The organism is Bacillus sp. 22475, from assembly GCF_052044835.1.
Classification (GTDB): domain Bacteria; phylum Bacillota; class Bacilli; order Bacillales; family Bacillaceae_G; genus Bacillus_A; species Bacillus_A cereus.
On the sequence record NZ_JBQENW010000004.1, the window covers coordinates 71,239 to 93,897 of the forward strand.

Below are 22,659 nucleotides of genomic sequence, written 5' to 3' on the forward strand. Positions count from 1 at the left end.
TCTCATTGTATCTATCGTAATTTTCATTGTCAAGCGTTGTCTACTTTTACTTTCTTTACCTTCAGTCCTGAATGTTATCTGAATTTGAAAAATTGATAGCATATTATCCTGGAAAACCTTAGTAAATACCATTTTATTCCCTTAAAACGCATGAATATTCCTCTTTACACATCCCATTTGAGTCAAAAAATATTTTAACCACTACGATAGATACCCCTTTAATAGAAGGTAAAAAAATAAAAGACACGGGTCCCGTGTCTTTTATTTTTTAATCTTGAAGAGTTGAATCTTCCGTGTCTTCCACACCAGAATCTTCACCAATTCCGTGATGATCACGAACAAAGAAGGCAATTTCCTCTCTTAAGTCCGTATTCTCTTTTAAGAATTGCTTCGAATTTTCACGACCTTGTCCTAAACGTTCTTCATTATAAGAATACCAAGCACCGCTCTTTTGAACGATATCAAGCTCAGAAGCCATATCCAAGATTTCACCTTCTCTTGAAATACCTTCTCCGTACATAATATCAACTTCAGCAACACGGAATGGTGGCGCTACTTTATTTTTCACTACTTTTACTTTTGTTTTATTACCAACGATGTCGTTACCTTGCTTTAATTGCTCCGCACGACGCACTTCAAGACGGACAGTTGAATAGAATTTCAACGCACGACCACCTGGAGTTGTTTCTGGCACTATCTATAGATTTTCCATCTCTATAGTCCGGACTATCTCTTCATCTCTTTACAGAGAGCCTTGCACTTCCAGCAGTAGCCTATCATCTGCCGTACCCTACTCAGTTAACTAAAAGTCCTTTTCGGTAGTCTCTACACCTTCCCCATATCACTATGGAGCTTGGCACGGTATTACCCTAAATAATGGTGGGCTTCACCGTTAGCAACTATATGGATAGTTACACCCTTAGGCAATAAGGTTCACAAGGTTTTTTAACATGCTATCACTAGCAAGGGAAACCCATGGTAAACTCCTTAATCTTTTCGATTAAGCAACTTGTAGTTGATTTCCGAACATAACCCCAACTTTTTCACGAATTTGGTTAATAAAGATTGCAATTGTTTTTGATTTGTTGATTGCCCCTGAAAGCTTACGAAGTGCTTGTGACATTAAACGTGCTTGTAAACCTACGTGTGAGTCACCCATGTCGCCTTCAATCTCTGCTTTCGGTACAAGAGCTGCTACAGAGTCAATTACGATAATATCAACCGCACCACTTCGTACAAGTGCTTCTGCAATTTCTAATCCTTGCTCCCCTGTATCAGGCTGTGATAATAGTAATTCATCTATGTTAACGCCTAATTTTTGTGCATATACAGGATCCATTGCGTGCTCCGCATCGATGAATGCTGCTTGTCCACCTTGACGTTGTACTTCTGCAATTGCATGTAATGAAACTGTCGTTTTACCTGAACTTTCAGGTCCGTAAATTTCGATAATACGGCCACGTGGGTATCCGCCTACACCTAGCGCCACATCAAGTGCTAAAGAACCACTTGAAATTGTAGAAATTCTACGTTCCGCTTGTTCTCCTAATTTCATAATTGAACCTTTACCGAATTGCTTCTCTATTTGTTTTAACGCCATATCTAATGCCGCTTGACGATCACTCATTCAAAATTCCTCCTTAACTGAATTGCTAATCTTATTATACCTATTTTCAATTCAATTTGCCAACAAAAATCGAACATTTATTCGATTTTTTTATTTTCCATTACATAAATACGGAATTTAACTATAAAAAAAGCTAGAAGAAACTTATATCTCTTCTAGCTTTTTATATAAATGATAAAATCCATATTTTGTCGAGCGTTCTCTAATTTGTTGACGACTTCCACTTAAATTAAGAGGAAAGACTACAGTTTGTTCACCTTTAATCGCCAATCCAACAAATACTGTTCCTGGCTCTTTCTGTTCTGAAGCATCTGGCCCTGCTACCCCAGTGAAACTAATTCCGATATCCGCTTTTAATAAATCCTTAACATTTTCAGCAAGATAACGAGCACATTCCTTACTAACTGCACCATCAGTATGCAACACTTCTTCAGGCACACGTAAAACATGTTGCTTCACATCATTATGATAACAAATGACACCGCCTTTAAACACAGAAGAAACACCAGCGTTTTCAGTTACTTGATTTCCAAAAAGACCACCTGTTAAACTTTCTGCACACGCTAAAGTTAACCCTTTTCTCTTCAATAACTCGATTGCCTTATAATGCAAAAATTCTTGGTCATATCCGTAGAAAAATTCTCCTACTCTTTCTAAAATCAAATCTTCCACATGTTGAATTAGTTTCTCCGCTTCGCTAACATTTTGATGCTTAGCGGTTAAACGTAATGTCACTTCTCCATCATTTGCTAACGGGGCGATTGTTGGGTTTGTTTGTCCATCAATTAAATCTTGAACTTTCACCTCTAATTGGGACTCCCCAATACCGAAGAAACGAAGCACACGAGAATAAATGTTTTCTCCTGTTGTAAAATTACGTAAAAAAGGCTCTACGTAACTTACATACATTGGTTTCATTTCTTTTGGCGGCCCTGGTAATAAAATATAAACTTTTCCGTTCTTATTTACCCCCATCCCCGGCGCCATACCGTGGTCATTTGCAAATACTGTTGCTCCATTTAAAACGAGCGCTTGCTTTTTATTATTCTCCGTAAATTCACGGCCTGTACGCTTAAAGTAATTACTTATTAAGGCTAATGCCTTTTCATCATACACAAGCTCTTCATCTAAACTAGCAGCTATCGTTTCTTTCGTTAAATCATCTTTTGTCGGTCCTAATCCACCTGTAAAAATAAGTATATCAGCACGTTCTTCCGCAGCTTCAATCGCCTTTTGCAATCGCTTATTATTATCACCAACAACAGTATGATAGTACACGTTAATTCCGATTGAAGCTAACTTTTCAGATAAAAACTGGGCATTTGTATTTGCAATTTGTCCAAGTAATAATTCAGTTCCAACCGCAATAATCTCAGCATTCATCCCAATTCCCCCATAAACTTCTATTTTGAGTTTACAAAAGCAGCTCTATTTTTCCAGAAATAATCCCATCCTGAAATAACAGTAAAGATTAATGCAATCCATATGAAGATATCAGCAACTGGAATATGGATTAAATTTAAAGGTACATCGTGTAATAAATATGCTGCAATCGCAATAATTTGTGTCCATGTCTTAATTTTCCCTAGCTGATTTGCCGCAACTACTTCCCCTGTTCCAGCAAGTACAAGACGTAAACCTGTTACAGCAAACTCACGACTGATAATTACAATAACAATCCAAGCCGGTACATATTGCATCTCTACCAATGTAATAAGTGCTGCCGAAACAAGTAATTTATCAGCTAACGGGTCAAGAAACTTCCCTAAATTCGTTACAAGATTATACTTTCTTGCGTAATGTCCATCAATCCAATCTGTAGCTGAAGCAATGATAAAGATAAGTGCCCCTACTAAATGCTGAATTGGCAAATCAACATCACCAATTTTGTATGAACCCCAATCAAAGGGCGCTAACATAATTACCATAAAAATTGGAATTAAGAAGATTCTAGATATTGTAATTTTATTTGGTAAATTCACAGCTATTCCTCCATCATATCAAAAACATTTGTTCATCGAAAAAAAGTCATCGAAGCGATGACTGTTATTGTGCAGGTTGCTCTATCCCTTGGTTTTTAATCACCAATCTTTGGTGATATTCTTTTTGTGGATCTAACGGGAAAGCAAGCACTTGGCCATTCAGTTTAATTTCAACATTCGGTGCACTTCCAATATTAAGTCGTACTTCTTTTAATGTTGATACATCGCGTTTTTCTGTTTGACCGCTTTGTACTGTAGTGTTTAGAATTTCGTTACCCGCATCATCCTTAACATCTACATAACTTGCACCCTTCGCTGAAATTTCCAATTCTAACGTTTTATTATTATGAATTTCCAAAGTAGATACCTTACCAGTTGTTCCAACTACTTTCACTTCTTGCTGTCCAGTTGGTGGTGCTGGTTGCTCCTCTTTCTTTGGTTCTTCTTTCTTTGGTTCCTCTTTTTTCGGCTCTTCCGCTTTCGCTTCATCTATCTTCGTATCTAACGGAGAATCTTTTGCTTTTTGAACTTCAATTTTCTCACTTTGAGCACTCGGAACTTTTTCATCATCTTTTCCAGTTAACGCTTGAAACACAAACCAGATTACGACTCCAACTGCGATTACTAACAGCGCAACTAAGATTTTCGGCATGTGATCTGCAACTGGCCATGATGAAGATTTTTGCATTGTTTCTTGTGTTTTTTGTCCCGTTGATACTTGTGGAACTTCACGCTTTTCAGATTGTGGTATCGTACTCTGATGTTCCACAAGCAGTTCCTCTCCATGTAATCCAACCGCATCTGCGTATTGTTTAATGAATGCACGCGCATAAAAAGCTCCTGGCAATACATCATAATTGCCTTCTTCAATTGCCACTAAATGGCGTTTTTGAATTTTTGTAATCTCATGCAGCTGATCAATAGTCAAGCCTTTTGCTTCTCTTGCTTCTTTCAGCTTTTGTCCCAATTCCGTCACTACTAACACCTCAATATTTCTTTAAAAGTCAAACATAGAGAAATTATTTTGCGTACCTTGCTCAATTTCATCTACTAAATTATATTGAATTTCTTCATCATAATCGTTACGCAACTCGATAATATAATCAAAATCATCCAATGTGTATTCTGACTGACTCACAAATACATCAGGATGTTCTACAACTTTCGTTGCAGGCAATCTCATAATTTCACGAACGAGCTGCCAATGTCTTTCGTTAGCACGCTTCGTTGACACAATTCCATCTAGGATGAAAATATTGTCATCGCTATACTCATCTTCAATTAATTGACTACGAACAGTTTGCTTAATAAGAGTAGATGATACAAATAACCACCTTTTATTTGCACAAACACTTGCAGCAACAATGGATTCTGTTTTTCCGACACGAGGCATTCCGCGTATCCCAATTAGTTTATGGCCTTCTTTTTTCATAATTTCTGCCATAAAGTCTACCAGTAAGCCTAATTCATCACGCACAAATCGAAATGTTTTCTTATCATCTGCATCTCGTTGTATGTACCTACCATGCCTAACTGCTAGCTTATCTCTTAGCTTGGGCGGACGATATTTCGTTACCGTTATGTTATCCATCGTATTTAAAATTGATTCAAGTCTAGAGATTTGCTCTTGATTATCACACATAAGAAGTAACCCACGTCGTGCATTATCTACACCATTAATTGTGACAATATTAATGCCGAGCATACCGATTAACGAAGAAACGTCACCAAGCAAGCCAGGTCGGTTTTTATGTATTTCATATTCAAAATACCATTCAATCATCCAAGATCACTCCCCTTGCTTACTTTACACCTACGTACTATATTATATGATTTCACCTTAATAGGGAAGCTAAATGTATAATCTATCCTGTGTAATTATTATACAAAAAAAGTAGAGAGGAGAATCTCCTCTCTACTTTTACTTATGTTGTACAAACTTAACCATTAAGTTTGCGATTGTATGTTGCTCCTGTTCATCAGCAACTTTCCAAAGCTCAGCTAATAATTTCTCTTGGTCATTGCGTCCTTCTACTTCATTAGCAAGGTAGTCGCCAACACGAAATGCCATATCTGATACCGCACCGCCGTCTAAACCTTTTCCTTGCGCTTGCTCTAAACGATCTCCTAAAAAGCTCTTCCACTGATCAAAATTATCTAATACTGACATAATTAAGCACCTCACTATTGAGTAATAAAATCATGCTTAATTTGTGCAACTATTCATTTTTTATGTAAGAAATTTTTAACAGTGCCAACCGCCATTCACTCCGATGATTTGTCCAGTTATGTAAGATGCTCCTGGTGATACGAGGAATGCAACTGTTTTTGCTACTTCTTCTGGTAACCCTATTCTACCTAATGGTATATCTTCAGCAATTCCCATTTTATCTTCTTCAGAAAAAACACTTAACATTTCCGTTTCAATTGCTCCTGGTGCTACCGCATTCACACGTAATCCACTTAAAGACACTTCTTTCGCTAAAGCTTTCACATATGAATTTTGCGCCCCTTTTACCATTGAATAAAGCACTTCACAAGAAGCCCCTATTTGTCCCCATATAGATGAAACAATTACAATATTACCACTTCTCCTCCCAATCATAGGCGGAAGTGCCATTGAAAGTAATTTATATACGTTCTTCACTTGAAGTTCTACCATATAATCCAATTCATCGTTTGTTACATCTGTTACTAGCCCAAAAATACTCTTCCCAGCTGCATATACAATAACATCAATAGGCTGTTCAATTTGTCCCCACAATTGCTCTGGTCCATCACTAGAAGCCAAATTCGCTTGAACAGGGATAACTTCCCCCCATTCCTTCTGCAATTCCAATACCTTTCCTTCACTGTTATTGTAATGTACATAAACTGTATATCCATCTTGAATTAATTGTTTCGAAATAGCAGAGCCAATCCCCCCGCTCCCTCCAGTTACTAACGCATACTTTTTCATAAATTCCCTCTCTTATCTCTACAAGTTCAATTTTCACACAACTAAATAATACCCTCATCTTACAATTTTTCAATGATAAGATGAGGGTATCTTTAAAATGTTATTTTTTCGGTAACACCTGACAAACACTCATTTTTTCTTCTGATAACAATAATTTTGCTACTTCTTTTAAGTCTTGAACGGTTAGCCCTTCCAATACAGTCAATGCATCAAATAGACTAGATTCATTAAACGCATATCGTGTAAATTGATTTGCAATATATTCTGGTGAATTCAACGAGCGTAAAAAACCACCAATTTTCTTTTTCTTCACTCGTTCTAATGCCACCGCATCTAATTGATCATAATCTGTTTTTAATAAAATATCTTTTAAACGATCTGCCAATTCATCAGGTTGTTTCGTATCACCGCCAACCATTGCAAAACCGAAGTTATTTTCTTCTGTATAGTCATACGAGAATGAATCATCAATAAGCCCTTCATTATATAAAGCTTCGTAATGAACAGAACTTTTTCCAAATAAATAATCTAAAAGTAACGTAAGCGCAATTTCTTGTTTTAAAAGCGCTTGCCCTTTTTCTTTTAAATTAGTCGCTTTAATACCAACTAAACATTTCGGTGTTTGCACAGGCATTGAAATAATTTTTTTCTTTTCATTTACCTCATTTGGTTCCTCTTCAAATGAACGCACAATTTCTGGCTGGTTTTTATAATCTTTTTTCGCTTGATTTTCACGTACTAAATCCATTGTTTTCTCTGGATCAATTGCACCCACAACAAATAATAACATATTGCTCGGATGATAAAATGTTTCATAACATTCATATAATAAATCTTTCGTAATTTTACTAATAGATTCGATTGTCCCTGCAATATCAATTTTAATTGGGTGTTTTACAAACAAGCTATCAATTAACCCAAAGTACAAACGCCAATCTGGGTTATCTTGATACATTTGAATTTCTTGCCCAATAATCCCCTTCTCTTTTTCAACTGTTTTTTCAGAGAAATAAGGCTCTTGCACAAAGTTTAGCAATGTATTTAAATTTTGTTCTACGTTTGAAGTACATGAAAAAAGGTAAGCTGTTCGTGTGAAGGATGTAAAAGCATTTGCCGATGCTCCTTGTTTACTAAACAATTGGAAAGCATCGTGATCTTCTTTTTCAAATAATTTATGCTCAAGAAAATGTGCAATCCCATCAGGTACACGAATCATTTCTTCTTTCCCTAATGGTACAAATGTATTATCTACTGAACCATATTTCGTCGTAAACGTCGCAAATGTTTTATTAAATCCTTGTTTCGGTAAAACATATACATCTAATCCATTAGGAAGTTTTTCATAATAGAGTGTTTCTTTTAATTGCTCATAAACAATTTTCTCCATTTACTCTCCCTCCGTTCCTTGTAAAAAGTAAATTGTATCTAGTTCAATATTTTTAGCAACTTTTACAATTTCTTCTTTTGTCACACTTTCTATACCTGTAAGCCATTCTTCAACTGGACGTGTACGATCTGAAATAATACCATGATATAGCATTTCTACAAATCCACGCGGTGTATCAATCGCCTCTAATATTTGATTTTGGATGACACTTTTTGTTTGATGTATTTCTTCTTCAGAAAACTCTCCGTTTTGCATCGCAAGCATTTGTTCTTTAATAATCTCAACTGCTTTTTCATAATTTTTCGCTTCAATTCCTGACATAACAAATAATAAACCTTTATGACTTTCAAAGCGCGATGCTGCATAGTACGCTAAACTATTTTTTTCACGCACATTTACGAATAACTTCGAATGAGAAAAACCACCAAACAATCCATTGAACAATTGCAATGCAAAATAATCTTCATCTTTATATGTGACAAATGTACGATAACCGATGTGTAATTTACTTTGTTTTAATTCTTGTTTTTCAACAACTTCTTTTTCTTCATTATTTCGTCTATGAAGGAGTACATTTCTTTCTCTCACTGGACGAGCTGAAATAGAAAAATACTTACTTACAAGATCAACAGCATTTTCTGAAATATCACCAATAATATATAGATCCATTTCATCTTCCGCTAACACCTTTTGATAATATTGATACAGACTTTCATTTGTAATAGAAGTAACACTCTCTTTTTTTCCATTTGCACTTAAACGATACGGTTCTACTTTGCACATTTCTTCAATTAAGCGTTCGTTTGCATAACGCATTTTATCATCATAAGTAGCTTCAATGCGCTGTAAGAGTGCTCTTTTTTCACTTTCTACGATAGAAGGTAGGAAACCGTTCCCCTCCGTTGCTGGATGTAACACAATATCCGATAACATAGAAAGCGCTTTTTCAAATAACGGTGGTGCATCATGTAAATATACTTCATTTGCAATGTCTACATAAATGGAGATGATATGGTCTTCTCCTTTTTTACTTACATCTACCGCTAAAGAAGACCCGTATAATTCTTCTAAATATTGACGGAGACGAATTACAGAAGGTAATTTTTCTGTCGCACTTTGCAATACGTATGGCAATAGGGCACGCTCTGTCACCGTCTCTTCATTTAAAGGCGCTTTAAAACGAAATACAAACGTATTCGTTTTATATTTATCAGTCGGAATAATATGTACGCGTAAACCACCTAACTCATGTAGTTGTTGTTCCATTAGTTTCATTTATAGCCCTCCTTTACGTATATAGGAATATTCCTCTTCAATATACAGTTTTTAGAAATGAAAAATCAACTTTTCTTCCTTATTATGCTTACATATGATTCCTTCTAAAAACTTTAATATGTAAGGAACATAGTAAAATTCCGTATTAAATATATTCTATGTAAAAAAGCCCACACTAATGTGTGAGCTTTTTTATACTTATAAAATACTTATCGTTTTCCTTTTTCATAAGGAGTTCCTAATGCTTTCGGAGCTTCAGAACGGCCTACAAAACCGACAAGTGCTAATATTGTGAATACATATGGTAATATCGTTAATAAAACACTTGGAATTTGATCTAATACAGGAATTGTTCCACCCGTTACACTAAGAGATTGCGCAAAACCAAAGAATAGAGCTGCACCTAGTGCGCCTAGTGGATTCCATTTTCCAAAAATCATAGCCGCTAAAGCTAAGAAACCTTGTCCTGTAATAGTTGCCCCTGAGAAGTTATTAGAAATTGACATTGCAAATATCGCTCCACCAATTCCAGCAAACACTCCTGATATACAGACTCCAATATAGCGCATTTTATATACGTTAATCCCCATCGTATCCGCTGCCATGGGGTGTTCACCAACAGCACGTAGACGAAGACCGAACGGTGTTTTATAAATAACATACCAAACAACGAATGCTAAAATAATGGCAATATACGAAGTTATTGGTACGTTCGAGAAAAATATTTTCCCTAAAACCGGAATATCCGAAAGGCCTGGAATATCAATCTTTTCAATACGATACTGAATAAAGTCAGTCTGCCCTTTATCAAAAATCTTCTTAATTGCAAATACTGTTAAACCAAGAGATAAGAAGTTAATTGCTACACCACTTACAACTTGATCCGCTCGGAATGTAATAGAGGCTACCGCATGAAGTAATGCAAATAATCCACTACCAATTGCCGCAAATAATAACGCAATCCATGGAGTCATCGTTCCCCAAGTATCACCCATTAATAAGTTTGTAACTACTCCAATAAATGCACCAAATAGCATTAGTCCTTCTAATCCGATATTTACAACACCCGATCTTTCACTAAATACACCACCTAATGCTGTGAAAATTATAGGTGCTGATGTATATAACGTACCCGTCACAAGAATGGCTAATATATCTAAAAAGCTCATTTATTTCCCCTCCTTGCTCATGCGTGTAAGCGCCCATCTTAACACATAACTACATGCAACAAAGAAGATGATACATGCAATAATTACATTAATAAGCTCTGATGGTACATCTGCCTCAAAGTTCATTTGAGGGGAAGCACTTTTCAAACCACCAAATAATAAAGCTGAAAGGATTATACCAAACGGATTATTCCCTCCAAGTAATGCTACAGCAATCCCGTCAAATCCTACTCCTGTAAACGAAGACATCGCTGTCATACTCTGGAATGTTCCTAACCCTTCCATCGCTCCACCAATCCCCGCAAATGCACCAGCAATTGTCATGGAAAATACTACATTACGAGAAACTTTCATACCTGCATATTGAGAAGCATGCTGATTAAATCCTACCGACTTTAATTCGTAACCTAAAGTTGTTCTATCTAATAAGAACCACATTAAAATAGCGATTAAAATTGCTACAATAATTCCCCAGTGTAGACGTGAACCATCAGTAATAGAAGCAAGCCAGTCTGAAGATAGTGACGCACTCTCTTTAATATCATACGTTTTGTCATTACCCGCATGTAAGAAACGCTTAATAATGTCATATGTTACGTACAACGCGATATAGTTCATCATAATGGTTACAATAACTTCATTCACTTGAAACTTCCCTTTTAAATATCCCGGAATGAAGCCCCAAATTCCGCCCACCAATGCTGCGAATAAAATAGATAATGGAATATGAAGGAAAGCTGGTAGTGAGACTGCATAACCGAACCAAACCGCCGCAAGCCAACCAACTAACAATTGACCCTCTACCCCGATATTAAATAAACCTGTACGAAATGCAAACGCCACCGATAAACCAGCAAGAATAAGCGGTATCATTGTACGAAGCGTTTCACCAATCGCACTTGCGCTACCGAACATACCTGTCCAAAGTGCACTATAACCAACAATTGGGTCATAGCCACTAACTAGCATTACAATTGCTCCTACAAGTAAGCCGAAAATAACGGATAGTACTGGGACTAAAATATTTATCGTTCGCTCTGTTAAAAGTTTTTTAGCCATTGGTACCCACCTGCTCCTTCTTTGTTCCTCCAGCCATTAACAATCCAAGCTGTTGTTCATTCGTTTCTTTCGCATCAACTATTGCTACAATTTTCCCTTCATAAATAACAGCAATTCGATCGCTAACATTTAAGATTTCATCTAACTCTAGTGATAAAAGTAGTACACCTTTTCCTTTATCCCTTTGCTCTATTAATCTCTTATGAATAAATTCAATTGCTCCTACATCTAAACCACGTGTTGGCTGTGCCGCGATTAATAAATCTGGATCACGGTCTACTTCACGTGCAATAATTGCTTTTTGTTGATTCCCCCCAGATAGAGCGCGTGCTAACGTTTGGTCACTAGGTGTACGTACATCAAACTGTTCAATAAGAGCCTTTGCTTTTTCTGTAATTTTGCTGAAATTTAAAATCCCTTTCTTTGAAAACGGATTTTTATAGTACGTTTGCAGAACTATATTATCTCTAACAGAAAAATCAAGAACGAGTCCGTGTTTATGACGATCTTCTGGAATATGACCAATTCCCTCTTCTGTTATTCTTCTAACAGGCCAATTTGTTATTTCTTTTCCTCTAATTGCAATAGAACCTGACTCAACTTTTCGTAAACCAGTAATTGCTTCTATTAATTCACTTTGTCCGTTTCCATCAATTCCTGCAATCCCAACAATTTCCCCCGCACGAACAGTTAAGTCAAGGCCTTTTACAGCAGGTAGTTGACGTGCATCGTGAACAACAAGGTTTTCAATTGAAAGTACCTCTTCTTTTGGCTTCGCGTCTATTTTTTCTGTTTTAAAATTCACTTGACGTCCGACCATTAATTCTGCAAGTTTATTTTCATCCGTATTTGCAACGTCAACCGTTCCAATCCCTTTTCCTTTACGAATAATCGTACAACGATCGCAAACTTCCATAATTTCTTTCAACTTATGTGTAATAAGAACAATAGATTTTCCTTCTTGCACAAGCTTTTTCATAATTTGAATTAGCTCATGAATTTCTTGTGGTGTTAACACAGCTGTCGGTTCATCAAATATTAAAATTTCTGCACCGCGGTAAAGGGTTTTCAAAATCTCAACACGCTGTTGCATACCAACTGAAATATCCTGTATTTTCGCATATGGATCTACAGCTAAGCCGTATTGTTCAGACAGCTTTTGAATTTCTTTAGCAGCTTCCTCAACAGCAATTTTCCCTTTTTTCTTCGGTTCATTTCCGAGAATAATATTCTCTGTAACTGTAAAATTATGAACAAGCATAAAGTGCTGATGAACCATTCCAATACCAAGGTCATTTGCCACATTCGGATTGGTAATGTTTACAGACTTTCCTTTAATTTTAATTTCACCTTGTTCTGGTTGGTACAAACCAAATAGTACATTCATCAATGTGGATTTCCCTGCACCATTTTCTCCAAGTAAAGCATGTATCTCACCCTGCTTTACTTGCAGCGTAATATCATCATTCGCTACAATGCCTGGGAATACTTTCGTAATATTATTCATTTCAATTACGTATTCCATTGTGTTCCTCCTTTTAACAGGGAACATTCCCCTATTACACTATTAACTTATTAAGCAATTCGGAAGTTTTATACATACAAAGGTTAGTTCTATGAACTAACCTTTGCTATTTCTCTATTTATTTTTTTAGAGAAGCTTCATATTCTTTATACTCTTTATCTGTAGCCGGTACTTTAATTTCACCGTCTGTAATTTTCTTTTCAAATTCTTCTACTTTTGTTAAAATTTCAGGGCTAACTTTTTTCACGTTATCAGTTGTTTTTGAAATACCAATACCGTCATCTTTTAAGCCAAACGCTTCAATTTTTCCACCTTTTAACTTTCCATCTTTTGCTTCTTTAGCTACTTTTTCTACAGCTACATCAACGCGTTTTATCATTGAAGTTAATGTTACATTTTCAGGCATACCTTCTTGATGTTGGTCACGGTCAACACCGATTACCCAAACATTTTCACCTTTTTTCTTACGGTTTTTCGCTTCAGTGAACACACCGTTACCTGTACCACCAGCAGCATGATAAATTACATCTACGCCTTGACCGTACATTGCTGAAGCAAGAACTGTACCTTTTTCAGGCTTATCGAATGCTTCTGCATATTCAGATACGATTTCAATGTTTGGATTTACTGCCTTTGCACCAGCCTTAAATCCATTTTCAAATTTACTAATTAAATCACTCTTCATTCCACCAACAAATCCTACTTTATTCGATTTTGTTGACATAGCCGCTACCGCACCTACAAGGAATGATCCTTCATGATCTTTAAATGTAATGCTCGTTACGTTCGGTGCATCTACAACAGTATCTACGATTGCAAATTGTTGTTTTGAAGATTCTTTTGCAACTTCTTTAATTGCACCTTCTAATTTATAACCAATTCCGAAAGTTAAATCATATTTATCTTTTGAGAATTTTTTCAAATTCGGAATATAATCAGCTTCTTTTTCAGACTGAAGGTAACGATAATTTGTCTTTTCTTTTAAACCATTATCTTTACCAAACTTTTGTAACCCTTCCCAAGAAGATTGGTTAAATGATTTATCATCAACGCCCCCAACATCTGTTACGAGACCAACCTTGAAGTCTTTATTGTCTTTCGTGTCTTTCTTATCACCGCTCGCCTTATCCGAGTTACCACATGCACCTAAAACTGTACTTGCTGCTAATGTTAATGATAATAAAAGGCCTGCTTTTTTCTTCATACTAGAAACCCCTCCAAAAATGATATATATTTATTTATTCTTACGCTGCTGTCCCTTACTTCTTGCTGTCACCTCCCTAAAAAGGAATTTACCTACATACGCTTTCTTAATACGTGGAAGCTAAATTTATCAGCTCTAAAGTAATTGATAGAATATAAGATTGGCTCATCATTTTGATCATAGTGCATTTGTTTTAATACAAGCAGTGCTGTTTCAGGCTCACATTCTAAAATCGGTGAGATTTTCGGATGATAGCCAATTGGCTCAATGTGAGCAACCGCATATGTTATGCGCTTATGCGTGTTATTATGTATCACTGTTAATAATGATTCCTCATTGTAACCCGATAAATCTGGCAATATTTCTTTTGCAAGTTTATCGATACAATACACAACAGGTTCCCCATCTGCTGTACGCACGCGTTCAATCATCACTGCATTAAAACCATCTTCACTATTAAACTTCTCTTTTTCCTCTTCAGTTAAAGTTGTAGTAGATGATGATAAAAAGATTGTTCCTGGTGTTTTCCCCACACTAGAAATCATATCTGTAATACTAGAAAGTTGTTCTATTCCAGAAGAAAATAATGGCTTTGCATTTACAAATGTCCCTACACCATGTCTACGAATGACAACATTTTCTTCTTCTAAAATACGTAATGCTTCCCTTAAAGTCGCTCTACTTACGCCAAGTTCTTTCGCTAAATCAAACTCTGATGGTAACTTTTGTCGTTCTTTATAAGCCCCATCTTTAATTTTTTCTTTGATGTGATCAATCACCCGTAAATATAGGTGACGACTATCGGATTTTACTGACATAAGACTCCCCCGCATTTCAATTATTCGACCTCTGATGTAAGACTTCTTTTCTCTTTTTTCAACTTACAACATAGTACAAATGACTAACTACTAAAAATAAGCGCAATTGTCGAATAAATAATAATAATTTTTTAAGATGAAATTTTCACTCTTTACTGTATAAAAAAAACTTTGCACCATAAACATTCCTCATTTCGAGAAAAAGTTCGGCACAAAGATCCTTTACATCCTTTGTTACACACTTTTCCCCTCATAGTCTAGCAATTCATGGTTGCCAGGTAGAAACTTATGGACCTTATCTCCAAGATTATATGAGGCAGTGATTCTTTTCGAAGTAATCTTACCATTTGCTCTCATACGTGTCAACAAAATCTAACATTTTTCTACATTAAATATCGAACATTTACAAAAAACATACTCAAAGTATTCGTATTCTAAAGAGCACCTCTAAATGTAAGCCCTTTCTTTATTGTTGAGTATAGTATATAACAAAAACACTATATAAAAAAGCCTAATTGTAAAAACAATTAGGCTTTTTTTAAGAACTTTTTTCTTGTACATCATTAATGAGCACTTCTCTCGGTTTACTACCTTCATATGGACCTACTACACCATTCATTTCCATTGCATCAATTAGACGAGCAGCTCGCGTATAACCTACTCTAAACCTACGTTGTAGCATAGAAACAGATGCTGTTTGCATTTCCACTACAAGTTGAACCGCTTCATCATATAATTCATCTTCTACTTCCTGCTTCGTATCAGGAACATCTTGCGGAATCATATCTTCTTGATATTGTGCTTTTTGCTGTCCAATAACATATTCTACAACTCTCTCAACTTCATCATCTGATAAAAATGCGCCTTGTACACGTACAGGTTTCGATGCACCAATTGGTATAAACAGCATGTCGCCACGACCTAGTAGCTTCTCTGCACCACCACCATCAAGAATTGTACGAGAATCTGTTTGAGAAGATACAGCGAATGCAATACGTGATGGAATATTTGCTTTAATAACACCCGTAATAACGTCAACTGACGGACGTTGCGTTGCAATAATTAAATGAATACCAGCAGCACGAGCCATTTGCGCTAAACGCATAATCGCATCCTCTACATCAGACGAAGCAACCATCATTAAATCTGCTAACTCGTCCACAATTACTACAATATACGGTAATTCGGGTTGTTTCGCTTCTGATTGACTATTATGTTCTTTTATATAATCATTGTATCCTTCAATGTTACGTGTACCACTATGAGCAAATAATTCATAACGACGTTCCATCTCACTCACAACTTTTTTCAATGCTTGCGATGCTTTTTTCGGATCAGTTACAACTGGCGTTAACAAATGAGGCACACCGTTATATACATTTAACTCTACCATTTTCGGGTCAATCATCATTAATTTTACTTCATGTGGTTTTGCACGCATTAAAATACTAACAATAATACCGTTAATACATACACTTTTCCCGCTACCTGTCGCACCAGCTACGAGTAAATGGGGCATTTTATTTAAACGGGCTAATACAGCTTCACCTGTAATATCTCGGCCAAGACCAATTAACAACTTCTCTTCCGGATGATTATTAGCCTTAGAATCAAGAACTTCCCTCAGCGTTACCATCGAAACTTCTGAGTTCGGAACTTCGATCCCTACAGCTGATTTCCCGGGAATTGGGGCCTCAATACGAATGTCCTTTGCAGCTAAAGCAAGGGCTAAATCATCACTTAAACTGACAATTTTGCTTACCTTTACCCCCATATCAGGATACACTTCATATTTTGTAACTGCAGGACCTCTATGCACTTTGGTTACTTTCGCTTTCACTCCGAAACTTTGGAATGTACGTTCTAATTTACGAGCATTCTCATAAATTTCCGCATTTTCATTTGTAACTTGCTTATTCTTTGGAAATTTTAATATATCAAGTGAAGGAAGCTTGTAATCTTTATTTTCTACATTTGAAAATTGCATAGGAGGTGCTTGCGCTTCACTCTCTAACGATTCAACGATTTTTTCTCCACGCTTTTTCTTTGATTCTTCAATTGGTGGAGTCTCTTCAATAAACGGTGAGGTGTTCAAATCTTCTTGCTCTACTTCAATTCGTTTATCCTCTTCTTCATTTACAGGATAATTCTCAGTGAAATTTGAAATAATTGGCGGATCAATTTGGATTTCTTCCATCGGCTCAATAACTTCTTCTTGTTCTGCAGCACGTTTGCTTCTTGTACTTCTTGTTGTTTTTTTCTTTTCTGTTTGTTCAGCCGTTCTTTTGGATCTCCAATCTTTATAATCCCCTTGCATCACTTGAAATTGACTTCTAAGAATTCTACCAACTGGAGCTAACACTTCTCCAATATGTTTATTTGTTATACAGAGTACCCCGAGAATAACTAAAATAATTCCAATGATATAGGCTCCTACTTCGTCGAATAGGAAGTAACATGTCGCGAACATAAGCGCACCAAACATACCACCGCCTAAATGAACGCTATCTGGCCCCTTTTTCATTTCAAGAAAGAAGTTATCTTTCGTACTCACAATAACAGAAGTATTTTGCACTGCTCCATCTTTTGTAAGAAGGTTAAATAATGTAATATGACTAAACATTAATATTGCCAATACAATTAAATAAAATCCAATTAACCGTTTATTTAAAAGGTTCGGCCATCCGCGTTTTATAACAAAGGAAACCGATAAAGCTATTACACCTAACACACCAATTATGTACCACTCACCAAAGAAGAAGCGAAAAAATAACACAAACGATTTCCCTACAACGCCTAGCTGTAAAATCGTAATGATTGAAAGTGCAAAAAGAGTTAAACCGACGATTTCATAATACAAAGTTGGCTTTATCGTACGTCTTGCCTTTGCCTTCGTCCCTCTTTGCTTTTGTTTTGCCATTTCTTCACCTCGTGTTCTACATATAAGTAAAGCTCTCCTAAAAACGCTCTATTTATATGTCTGTTTTCTCTATTTTTCAGGTCTTTATATCTTCTATTTTTACACTTCTTGTAAAATGCTAAATAAACAGAAGAAAGCAGCCTACTCATGGCTGCTCAACCGTCTTGTTTTTTATATTATACCATAGCTTTTAAACAAAATCCTTCTTTTTGCTAAAAGGTTATTTTCTGACCTGGCTCAAACTCTAAATAGTGAAGTGGGTCCGTACTGAGCACACGTACAATAGAATAACACCCATGTTCCTCTTCAGAAACCATTAATTCCACACCATTTATATTTACAACTTTTTGACTTTCACATTGTGAATAATCGGCCGGATACACAAGTTGCTCTGGCATAATTGTATATAAAATCATTGTAACATTGTCCCTTCTGCACTACCTTCCGCGCGAATATCGATTAATTCGTTTAATTTTCGAATTGCATTTCCAATACCACCAACATCATCTATAAGACCGTACTTTACTGCATCCCCACCAATTACATTCGTCCCAATATCTCGCGTTAAATTTCCTTTCGCAAACATAAGCTCTTTAAAACGATCTTCTGTTACTTTCGAGTGCTTCGTCACAAAACGAATGACTCTTTCTTGCATCTTATCCAAATACTCAAATGTTTGTGGCACACCTATGACAAGACCTGTTAAACGAATTGGATGAATTGTCATCGTCGCAGTTTCCGCAATAAACGAATAGTCAGTAGAAACAGCAATCGGTACACCAATGGAATGTCCCCCACCTAAAACTAGAGATACTGTTGGCTTTGAAAGTGAAGCTACCATTTCAGAAATTGCTAGTCCAGCTTCAACGTCACCCCCAACCGTATTTAATATTAAAAGCAAACCTTCAATTTTTGGATTTTGTTCAATCGCAACAATTTGCGGAATGATATGCTCGTATTTTGTTGTTTTATTTTGCGGCGGTAATTGAACATGACCTTCCACTTGTCCGATAATCGTTAAACAATGAATACGTGATTCATTCATCTGTGGTACATTTGTCTGTCCAAGCTGTTGAATTTTTTCTACTATTGAAGCCTCTTTTCCAGCTTCTTTTGGCTCAGCTTCTTTTTCTTCATTTGTATATCGATCACGTTCTGTCATTTCGTATCCCCTTTCACTCGTATATAACTATTATTTCTTAAGTTAGAAATTTCATTCGATAGGGTTAAAAAGAAAAAAAGATCACCCATAAGGGTGATCTTTTTTATACTTCCATAATAATCGGTAAAATCATAGGTTTTCTCTTTGTCTCTTCGTACAAGAACTGTCCTAATAATTCACGAATATTTTGTTTTAACATTGACCATTCAATCGAATATTCTTTAATTGACTGCTCAACAATCATACGTACAATCTCTGTAGATCGTTCAATTAATGCTTCTGATTCACGAACATATACAAAACCACGTGAAATGATTTCTGGACCAGAGATAATTTTCTTTTCATCTTTACCAAGTGTTACAACAACTACTAATATTCCATCTTGAGATAACATCTTTCTATCTCGAAGAACGATATTACCAACGTCACCTACACCTAATCCATCAATTAACACATTACCAGCTTGCACTTTACCGACTAAGTTCGCTTCATCGTCACCAAAACCAATTACATCGCCTTTTTCTACGATAAAGATATTTTCTCTTGTAATACCTACATCTTCAGCTAAATATGCATGTGCTTTTTGCATACGGAACTCACCATGTACGGGTACAAAGTACTTCGGTTTCATTAAATTTAACATTAATTTTAATTCTTCTTGGCTACCATGACCTGAAACGTGAACTTTTCTTTCACCGTAATAAATAACTTCTGCTCCAGCTCTAAATAACAAATCAATAATTTTCGATACAGATATTTCATTCCCCGGAATTGGAGAAGCTGCAATAATAACAGTATCACCTTTACGAATTGAAATTTGTTTATGAGCTTGCTTCGCCATTCTAGAAAGGGCTGCCATCGGTTCACCTTGACTACCTGTCGTTAAAATAGCTACCTTTTTCTCTGGGAAATTATCTACTTCTTGTAATGAAATAACCATACCTTCTGGAACATCTAAATAACCAAGACGTCTTGCAATGTCTACTACTTTCACCATACTACGTCCTACCACTGCTACTTTTCTTCCTGTTTCAGCAGCCGCGTCAAATACTTGTTGAATACGATGTACATTCGATGCAAATGAAGCAACGATAATACGACCTTCTGCACCATAGAACACTTTAGAAATTTCTACACCAACTTCTTTTTCCGAACCTGTATAGCCTGGACGCTCAGCGTTTGTACTATCAGATAATAAGCAAAGTACGCCTTCATTTCCGATTTGCGCCATTTTCCCAAGATCTGCTCCATTATTTCCAATTGGAGTTTGATCAAATTTAAAGTCTCCTGTATACACTACAGCACCTTTTGATGTATGGAAGCAAACACCAACAGAATCCGGAATACTATGTGTCGTTCCAAAGAATGAAACTGTTGTAGTATTAAAATCTACTGTTGAATTTGAATCGATTGTTTTTAAGTCTACACGGCCTAACATGCCCGCTTCGCCAAGTTTTTCTTGTATAAGTCCTACCGTTAATTTCGTTGCATACACTGGAATAGATAATTTACGAAGTACATAAACAATTCCACCGATATGATCTTCATGACCGTGAGTAATAAATAAACCTTTTACTCGCTCTTGATTTTCCACTAAGTATGTAATATCAGGAATAACGATATCAATCCCAAACATTTCATCTCCTGGGAACATTAATCCTGCATCTACAATAAAGATTTCAGAATCAATTTCAACACAGTACATGTTTTTCCCGATTTCACCTACTCCACCAAGAGCAAATACTTTAACAGACTCATTCTCTTTTCTCTTCATGTTGTTGCCTGGTTTAAAAATCTTGCAAACACTGATTTCACTAAAATTGTAGAGACACCAGGGAAACTCTACAACCACCATATATTCACCGTCCAAGACGAATGTCCTTACCGTTATGCGATATCATGTCCTTGTATATTTTTTAAACCAGGTTTCACCTCTCTTTCATTATATAAATCAAATATCTTATTCGATATGATATGAAAATTTAATTAAATTATAATTTCTTCCAATTTTGCTAAGCATACCCGTACTAAGCTACTTAGCCATATTATACCTGATACAAGAAATAGAACACAAGTTAAATCGTGCGAAAGAAAAAGTAAAAGAAAGGAACAGCACTAAAAGTATATGGCTTATTTCCGCTGCTTTTATACTCCATGTTATTTGAAAAAAACCTTAAACACTTTAAATTACTTTCATTTGATGGATTTCCTAGATTTTTTTCTTGAATTGCACAAAAACACTTATAAAATGAAGCTTTTTTATAGATTACGTCATATTTGAGGCAATTCCTATAAAAACATAATTGAAAGTATTTTCTGTACTAGCAACTACTTTTCAACAAATTTAAAGGTGTCAGATCCTTTTCTTATAAACATTGCATTACATGACAAAAGGCTATGAATTACAAAATCTAATAGAAATTTAATAAGGTTGAATTTTTAGCAGGATTTTACAGACATTATCGAGAACAAGATGTTGGAACCAAATTAATGAAAGAACAATATCATACTTTAACAAGTAGAGAACGCGTAGCGTAATATACTCGTTTTCAACATAAAATGTTTTCTATATTATAGGGTCATATACAGACGAGAAAGGCGAGCCTAAAATCATTTTACAAAAGATTCACTTTAAAACATTTTCATATCAATAAAAAAATGACCTAGTTTCACACTAGGTCATTTTTATTAACGAGGAATAGATTGCATTACAGATTGTAACGTTACTCTTTCTTCTTCTGTTAATGGAAGAAGTGGTAAACGTACAGAACCTACATCTAATCCAACCATTTGTAACGCTGTTTTTACTGGAGTTGGACTTGGCGCCATAAATAACGAATCTGTTACTCTTACAAGTAATTGATGTAATTTTTGTGCCTTTTTAAACTCTCCTGCTTGAAATGCTGTAATCATTTCTTGCATTTCATTTCCGATAACATGCGATGCTACCGAAACGATACCTTTAGCCCCAACTGCCATAGCCGGTAACGTTAAACCGTCATCACCGCTGTATACCGCAAAGTCGTCCGCTGTTTTTTCAATGATTTCTGTCATTGTCAACACATCGCCGCCGGCATCTTTAATAGCAACAATGTTTTCTATTTCAGATAAACGAACAACTGTATCAACGGAGATTTGTACAATAGATCGTCCTGGAACATTATATAGCATAACCGGAAGCGGCGTACTTTCAGCAATTGCTTTAAAATGCTGATACATTCCTTCTTGACTCGGCTTATTATAATACGGTGCTACTAGCATTACTGCATCCACACCAACTTCTGTTGCCTTTTTAGTTAAGTCAATAGAAGCATGCGTATTATTGCTACCTGTTCCAGCGATTACGGGCACTCTTTTATCGACAACAGATACGACATGGCGATATAACGCTACCTTCTCTTCTGAAGTTAATGTAGGAGATTCTCCTGTCGTTCCTCCTACCACGATTGCTGTTGTACCGTTATCAATTAAATAATTTACCAATTTCGTTGTCTTTGCAAAATCGATATTCCCGTTTATATCAAACGGTGTTACCATCGCGGTTGCAATTGTCCCAAAATCTATCATGGTCT

Annotated in this window: 18 protein-coding genes, 2 pseudogenes and 1 riboswitch; all 20 genes and pseudogenes read right to left on the minus strand. The window is 36.0% G+C overall.

Annotated features, from left to right (window positions below):
• Nucleotides 1–268 precede the first annotated feature (268 nt).
• Nucleotides 269–691, minus strand: a pseudogene (locus ACTJJY_RS08910) (recombinase RecA); the annotation flags it as partial.
• 327 nt (nucleotides 692–1,018) lie between these two features.
• Nucleotides 1,019–1,627, minus strand: a pseudogene (gene recA, locus ACTJJY_RS08915) (recombinase RecA); the annotation flags it as partial.
• A gap of 144 nt (nucleotides 1,628–1,771) precedes the next feature.
• Nucleotides 1,772–3,010: a competence/damage-inducible protein CinA gene (gene cinA / locus ACTJJY_RS08920; RefSeq protein ID WP_440605391.1), complete on the minus strand. Its 1,239-nt coding sequence runs from the start codon at nucleotides 3,008–3,010 to the stop codon at nucleotides 1,772–1,774.
• Between the two features lie 20 nt (nucleotides 3,011–3,030).
• The gene (gene pgsA / locus ACTJJY_RS08925) at nucleotides 3,031–3,609 is read right to left on the minus strand and encodes a CDP-diacylglycerol--glycerol-3-phosphate 3-phosphatidyltransferase (RefSeq protein WP_001052967.1); all 579 of its coding nucleotides are present in this window, start codon (nucleotides 3,607–3,609) and stop codon (nucleotides 3,031–3,033) included.
• A gap of 64 nt (nucleotides 3,610–3,673) precedes the next feature.
• The gene (locus ACTJJY_RS08930; protein ID WP_440605392.1) at nucleotides 3,674–4,585 is read right to left on the minus strand and encodes a helix-turn-helix domain-containing protein; all 912 of its coding nucleotides are present in this window, start codon (nucleotides 4,583–4,585) and stop codon (nucleotides 3,674–3,676) included.
• Between the two features lie 21 nt (nucleotides 4,586–4,606).
• A complete protein-coding gene (locus ACTJJY_RS08935; protein WP_000574107.1) occupies nucleotides 4,607–5,392 on the minus strand; it encodes a DUF3388 domain-containing protein in 786 nt (261 codons plus the stop codon).
• A 138-nt stretch (nucleotides 5,393–5,530) separates the two neighbouring features.
• Nucleotides 5,531–5,779, minus strand: a complete 249-nt coding sequence (locus ACTJJY_RS08940) for a DUF3243 domain-containing protein (protein WP_000114444.1) — start codon at nucleotides 5,777–5,779, stop codon at nucleotides 5,531–5,533.
• Nucleotides 5,780–5,854: 75 nt separating this feature from the next.
• On the minus strand, nucleotides 5,855–6,568 hold the full coding sequence (ymfI, locus tag ACTJJY_RS08945) for an elongation factor P 5-aminopentanone reductase (RefSeq protein ID WP_000759628.1): 714 nt from the start codon (nucleotides 6,566–6,568) through the stop codon (nucleotides 5,855–5,857).
• Nucleotides 6,569–6,668: 100 nt separating this feature from the next.
• A complete protein-coding gene (gene yfmH / locus ACTJJY_RS08950; RefSeq protein ID WP_440605393.1) occupies nucleotides 6,669–7,955 on the minus strand; it encodes an EF-P 5-aminopentanol modification-associated protein YfmH in 1,287 nt (428 codons plus the stop codon).
• Nucleotides 7,956–9,230 (minus strand): EF-P 5-aminopentanol modification-associated protein YfmF, encoded by a 1,275-nt coding sequence (yfmF, locus tag ACTJJY_RS08955; RefSeq protein WP_000772415.1) that lies wholly within the window; start codon nucleotides 9,228–9,230, stop codon nucleotides 7,956–7,958.
• Between the two features lie 209 nt (nucleotides 9,231–9,439).
• A complete protein-coding gene (locus ACTJJY_RS08960; RefSeq protein ID WP_000008857.1) occupies nucleotides 9,440–10,399 on the minus strand; it encodes an ABC transporter permease in 960 nt (319 codons plus the stop codon).
• On the minus strand, nucleotides 10,400–11,458 hold the full coding sequence (locus ACTJJY_RS08965) for an ABC transporter permease (protein ID WP_001085254.1): 1,059 nt from the start codon (nucleotides 11,456–11,458) through the stop codon (nucleotides 10,400–10,402).
• Complete coding sequence (locus ACTJJY_RS08970) at nucleotides 11,451–12,983, minus strand: ABC transporter ATP-binding protein (protein WP_440605394.1); 1,533 nt, start codon at nucleotides 12,981–12,983, stop codon at nucleotides 11,451–11,453. Before ACTJJY_RS08970 ends, ACTJJY_RS08965 begins: the two co-directional genes overlap by 8 nt.
• Before the next feature lie 118 nt (nucleotides 12,984–13,101).
• On the minus strand, nucleotides 13,102–14,187 hold the full coding sequence (locus tag ACTJJY_RS08975; protein WP_440605395.1) for a BMP family lipoprotein: 1,086 nt from the start codon (nucleotides 14,185–14,187) through the stop codon (nucleotides 13,102–13,104).
• 92 nt (nucleotides 14,188–14,279) lie between these two features.
• Nucleotides 14,280–15,005: a GntR family transcriptional regulator gene (locus tag ACTJJY_RS08980; protein ID WP_000114182.1), complete on the minus strand. Its 726-nt coding sequence runs from the start codon at nucleotides 15,003–15,005 to the stop codon at nucleotides 14,280–14,282.
• A gap of 233 nt (nucleotides 15,006–15,238) precedes the next feature.
• A riboswitch (purine riboswitch) is annotated at nucleotides 15,239–15,340 on the minus strand.
• A gap of 203 nt (nucleotides 15,341–15,543) precedes the next feature.
• Nucleotides 15,544–17,925: a DNA translocase FtsK gene (locus ACTJJY_RS08985; protein ID WP_440605396.1), complete on the minus strand. Its 2,382-nt coding sequence runs from the start codon at nucleotides 17,923–17,925 to the stop codon at nucleotides 15,544–15,546.
• 212 nt (nucleotides 17,926–18,137) lie between these two features.
• On the minus strand, nucleotides 18,138–18,341 hold the full coding sequence (locus ACTJJY_RS08990; protein ID WP_000605020.1) for a YlzJ-like family protein: 204 nt from the start codon (nucleotides 18,339–18,341) through the stop codon (nucleotides 18,138–18,140).
• On the minus strand, nucleotides 18,338–19,087 hold the full coding sequence (gene tepA / locus ACTJJY_RS08995) for a translocation-enhancing protein TepA (protein ID WP_440605397.1): 750 nt from the start codon (nucleotides 19,085–19,087) through the stop codon (nucleotides 18,338–18,340). Before tepA ends, ACTJJY_RS08990 begins: the two co-directional genes overlap by 4 nt.
• Before the next feature lie 103 nt (nucleotides 19,088–19,190).
• Nucleotides 19,191–20,861, minus strand: coding sequence for a ribonuclease J (locus tag ACTJJY_RS09000; protein WP_098614006.1), 1,671 nt, complete (start codon nucleotides 20,859–20,861; stop codon nucleotides 19,191–19,193).
• 914 nt (nucleotides 20,862–21,775) lie between these two features.
• Entirely contained in the window at nucleotides 21,776–22,654 is an 879-nt protein-coding gene (dapA, locus tag ACTJJY_RS09005; protein WP_000564763.1) for a 4-hydroxy-tetrahydrodipicolinate synthase, read from the minus strand.
• Nucleotides 22,655–22,659 lie beyond the last annotated feature (5 nt).

Coding starts and splice junctions, on each gene's coding strand:
- tepA (WP_440605397.1), bottom strand. CDS start 19,087: ATGACAGAACGTGATCGATATACAAATGAAGAAAAAGAAGCTGAGCCA.
- ACTJJY_RS08990 (WP_000605020.1), bottom strand. CDS start 18,341: ATGATTTTATATACAATTATGCCAGAGCAACTTGTGTATCCGGCCGAT.
- ACTJJY_RS08940 (WP_000114444.1), bottom strand. CDS start 5,779: ATGTCAGTATTAGATAATTTTGATCAGTGGAAGAGCTTTTTAGGAGAT.
- cinA (WP_440605391.1), bottom strand. CDS start 3,010: ATGAATGCTGAGATTATTGCGGTTGGAACTGAATTATTACTTGGACAA.
- ACTJJY_RS08970 (WP_440605394.1), bottom strand. CDS start 12,983: ATGGAATACGTAATTGAAATGAATAATATTACGAAAGTATTCCCAGGC.
- ymfI (WP_000759628.1), bottom strand. CDS start 6,568: ATGAAAAAGTATGCGTTAGTAACTGGAGGGAGCGGGGGGATTGGCTCT.
- ACTJJY_RS08980 (WP_000114182.1), bottom strand. CDS start 15,005: ATGTCAGTAAAATCCGATAGTCGTCACCTATATTTACGGGTGATTGAT.
- ACTJJY_RS08965 (WP_001085254.1), bottom strand. CDS start 11,458: ATGGCTAAAAAACTTTTAACAGAGCGAACGATAAATATTTTAGTCCCA.
- yfmH (WP_440605393.1), bottom strand. CDS start 7,955: ATGGAGAAAATTGTTTATGAGCAATTAAAAGAAACACTCTATTATGAA.
- ACTJJY_RS08960 (WP_000008857.1), bottom strand. CDS start 10,399: ATGAGCTTTTTAGATATATTAGCCATTCTTGTGACGGGTACGTTATAT.
- ACTJJY_RS09000 (WP_098614006.1), bottom strand. CDS start 20,861: ATGAAGAGAAAAGAGAATGAGTCTGTTAAAGTATTTGCTCTTGGTGGA.
- ACTJJY_RS08985 (WP_440605396.1), bottom strand. CDS start 17,925: ATGGCAAAACAAAAGCAAAGAGGGACGAAGGCAAAGGCAAGACGTACG.
- ACTJJY_RS08935 (WP_000574107.1), bottom strand. CDS start 5,392: ATGATTGAATGGTATTTTGAATATGAAATACATAAAAACCGACCTGGC.
- yfmF (WP_000772415.1), bottom strand. CDS start 9,230: ATGAAACTAATGGAACAACAACTACATGAGTTAGGTGGTTTACGCGTA.
- dapA (WP_000564763.1), bottom strand. CDS start 22,654: ATGATAGATTTTGGGACAATTGCAACCGCGATGGTAACACCGTTTGAT.
- ACTJJY_RS08975 (WP_440605395.1), bottom strand. CDS start 14,187: ATGAAGAAAAAAGCAGGCCTTTTATTATCATTAACATTAGCAGCAAGT.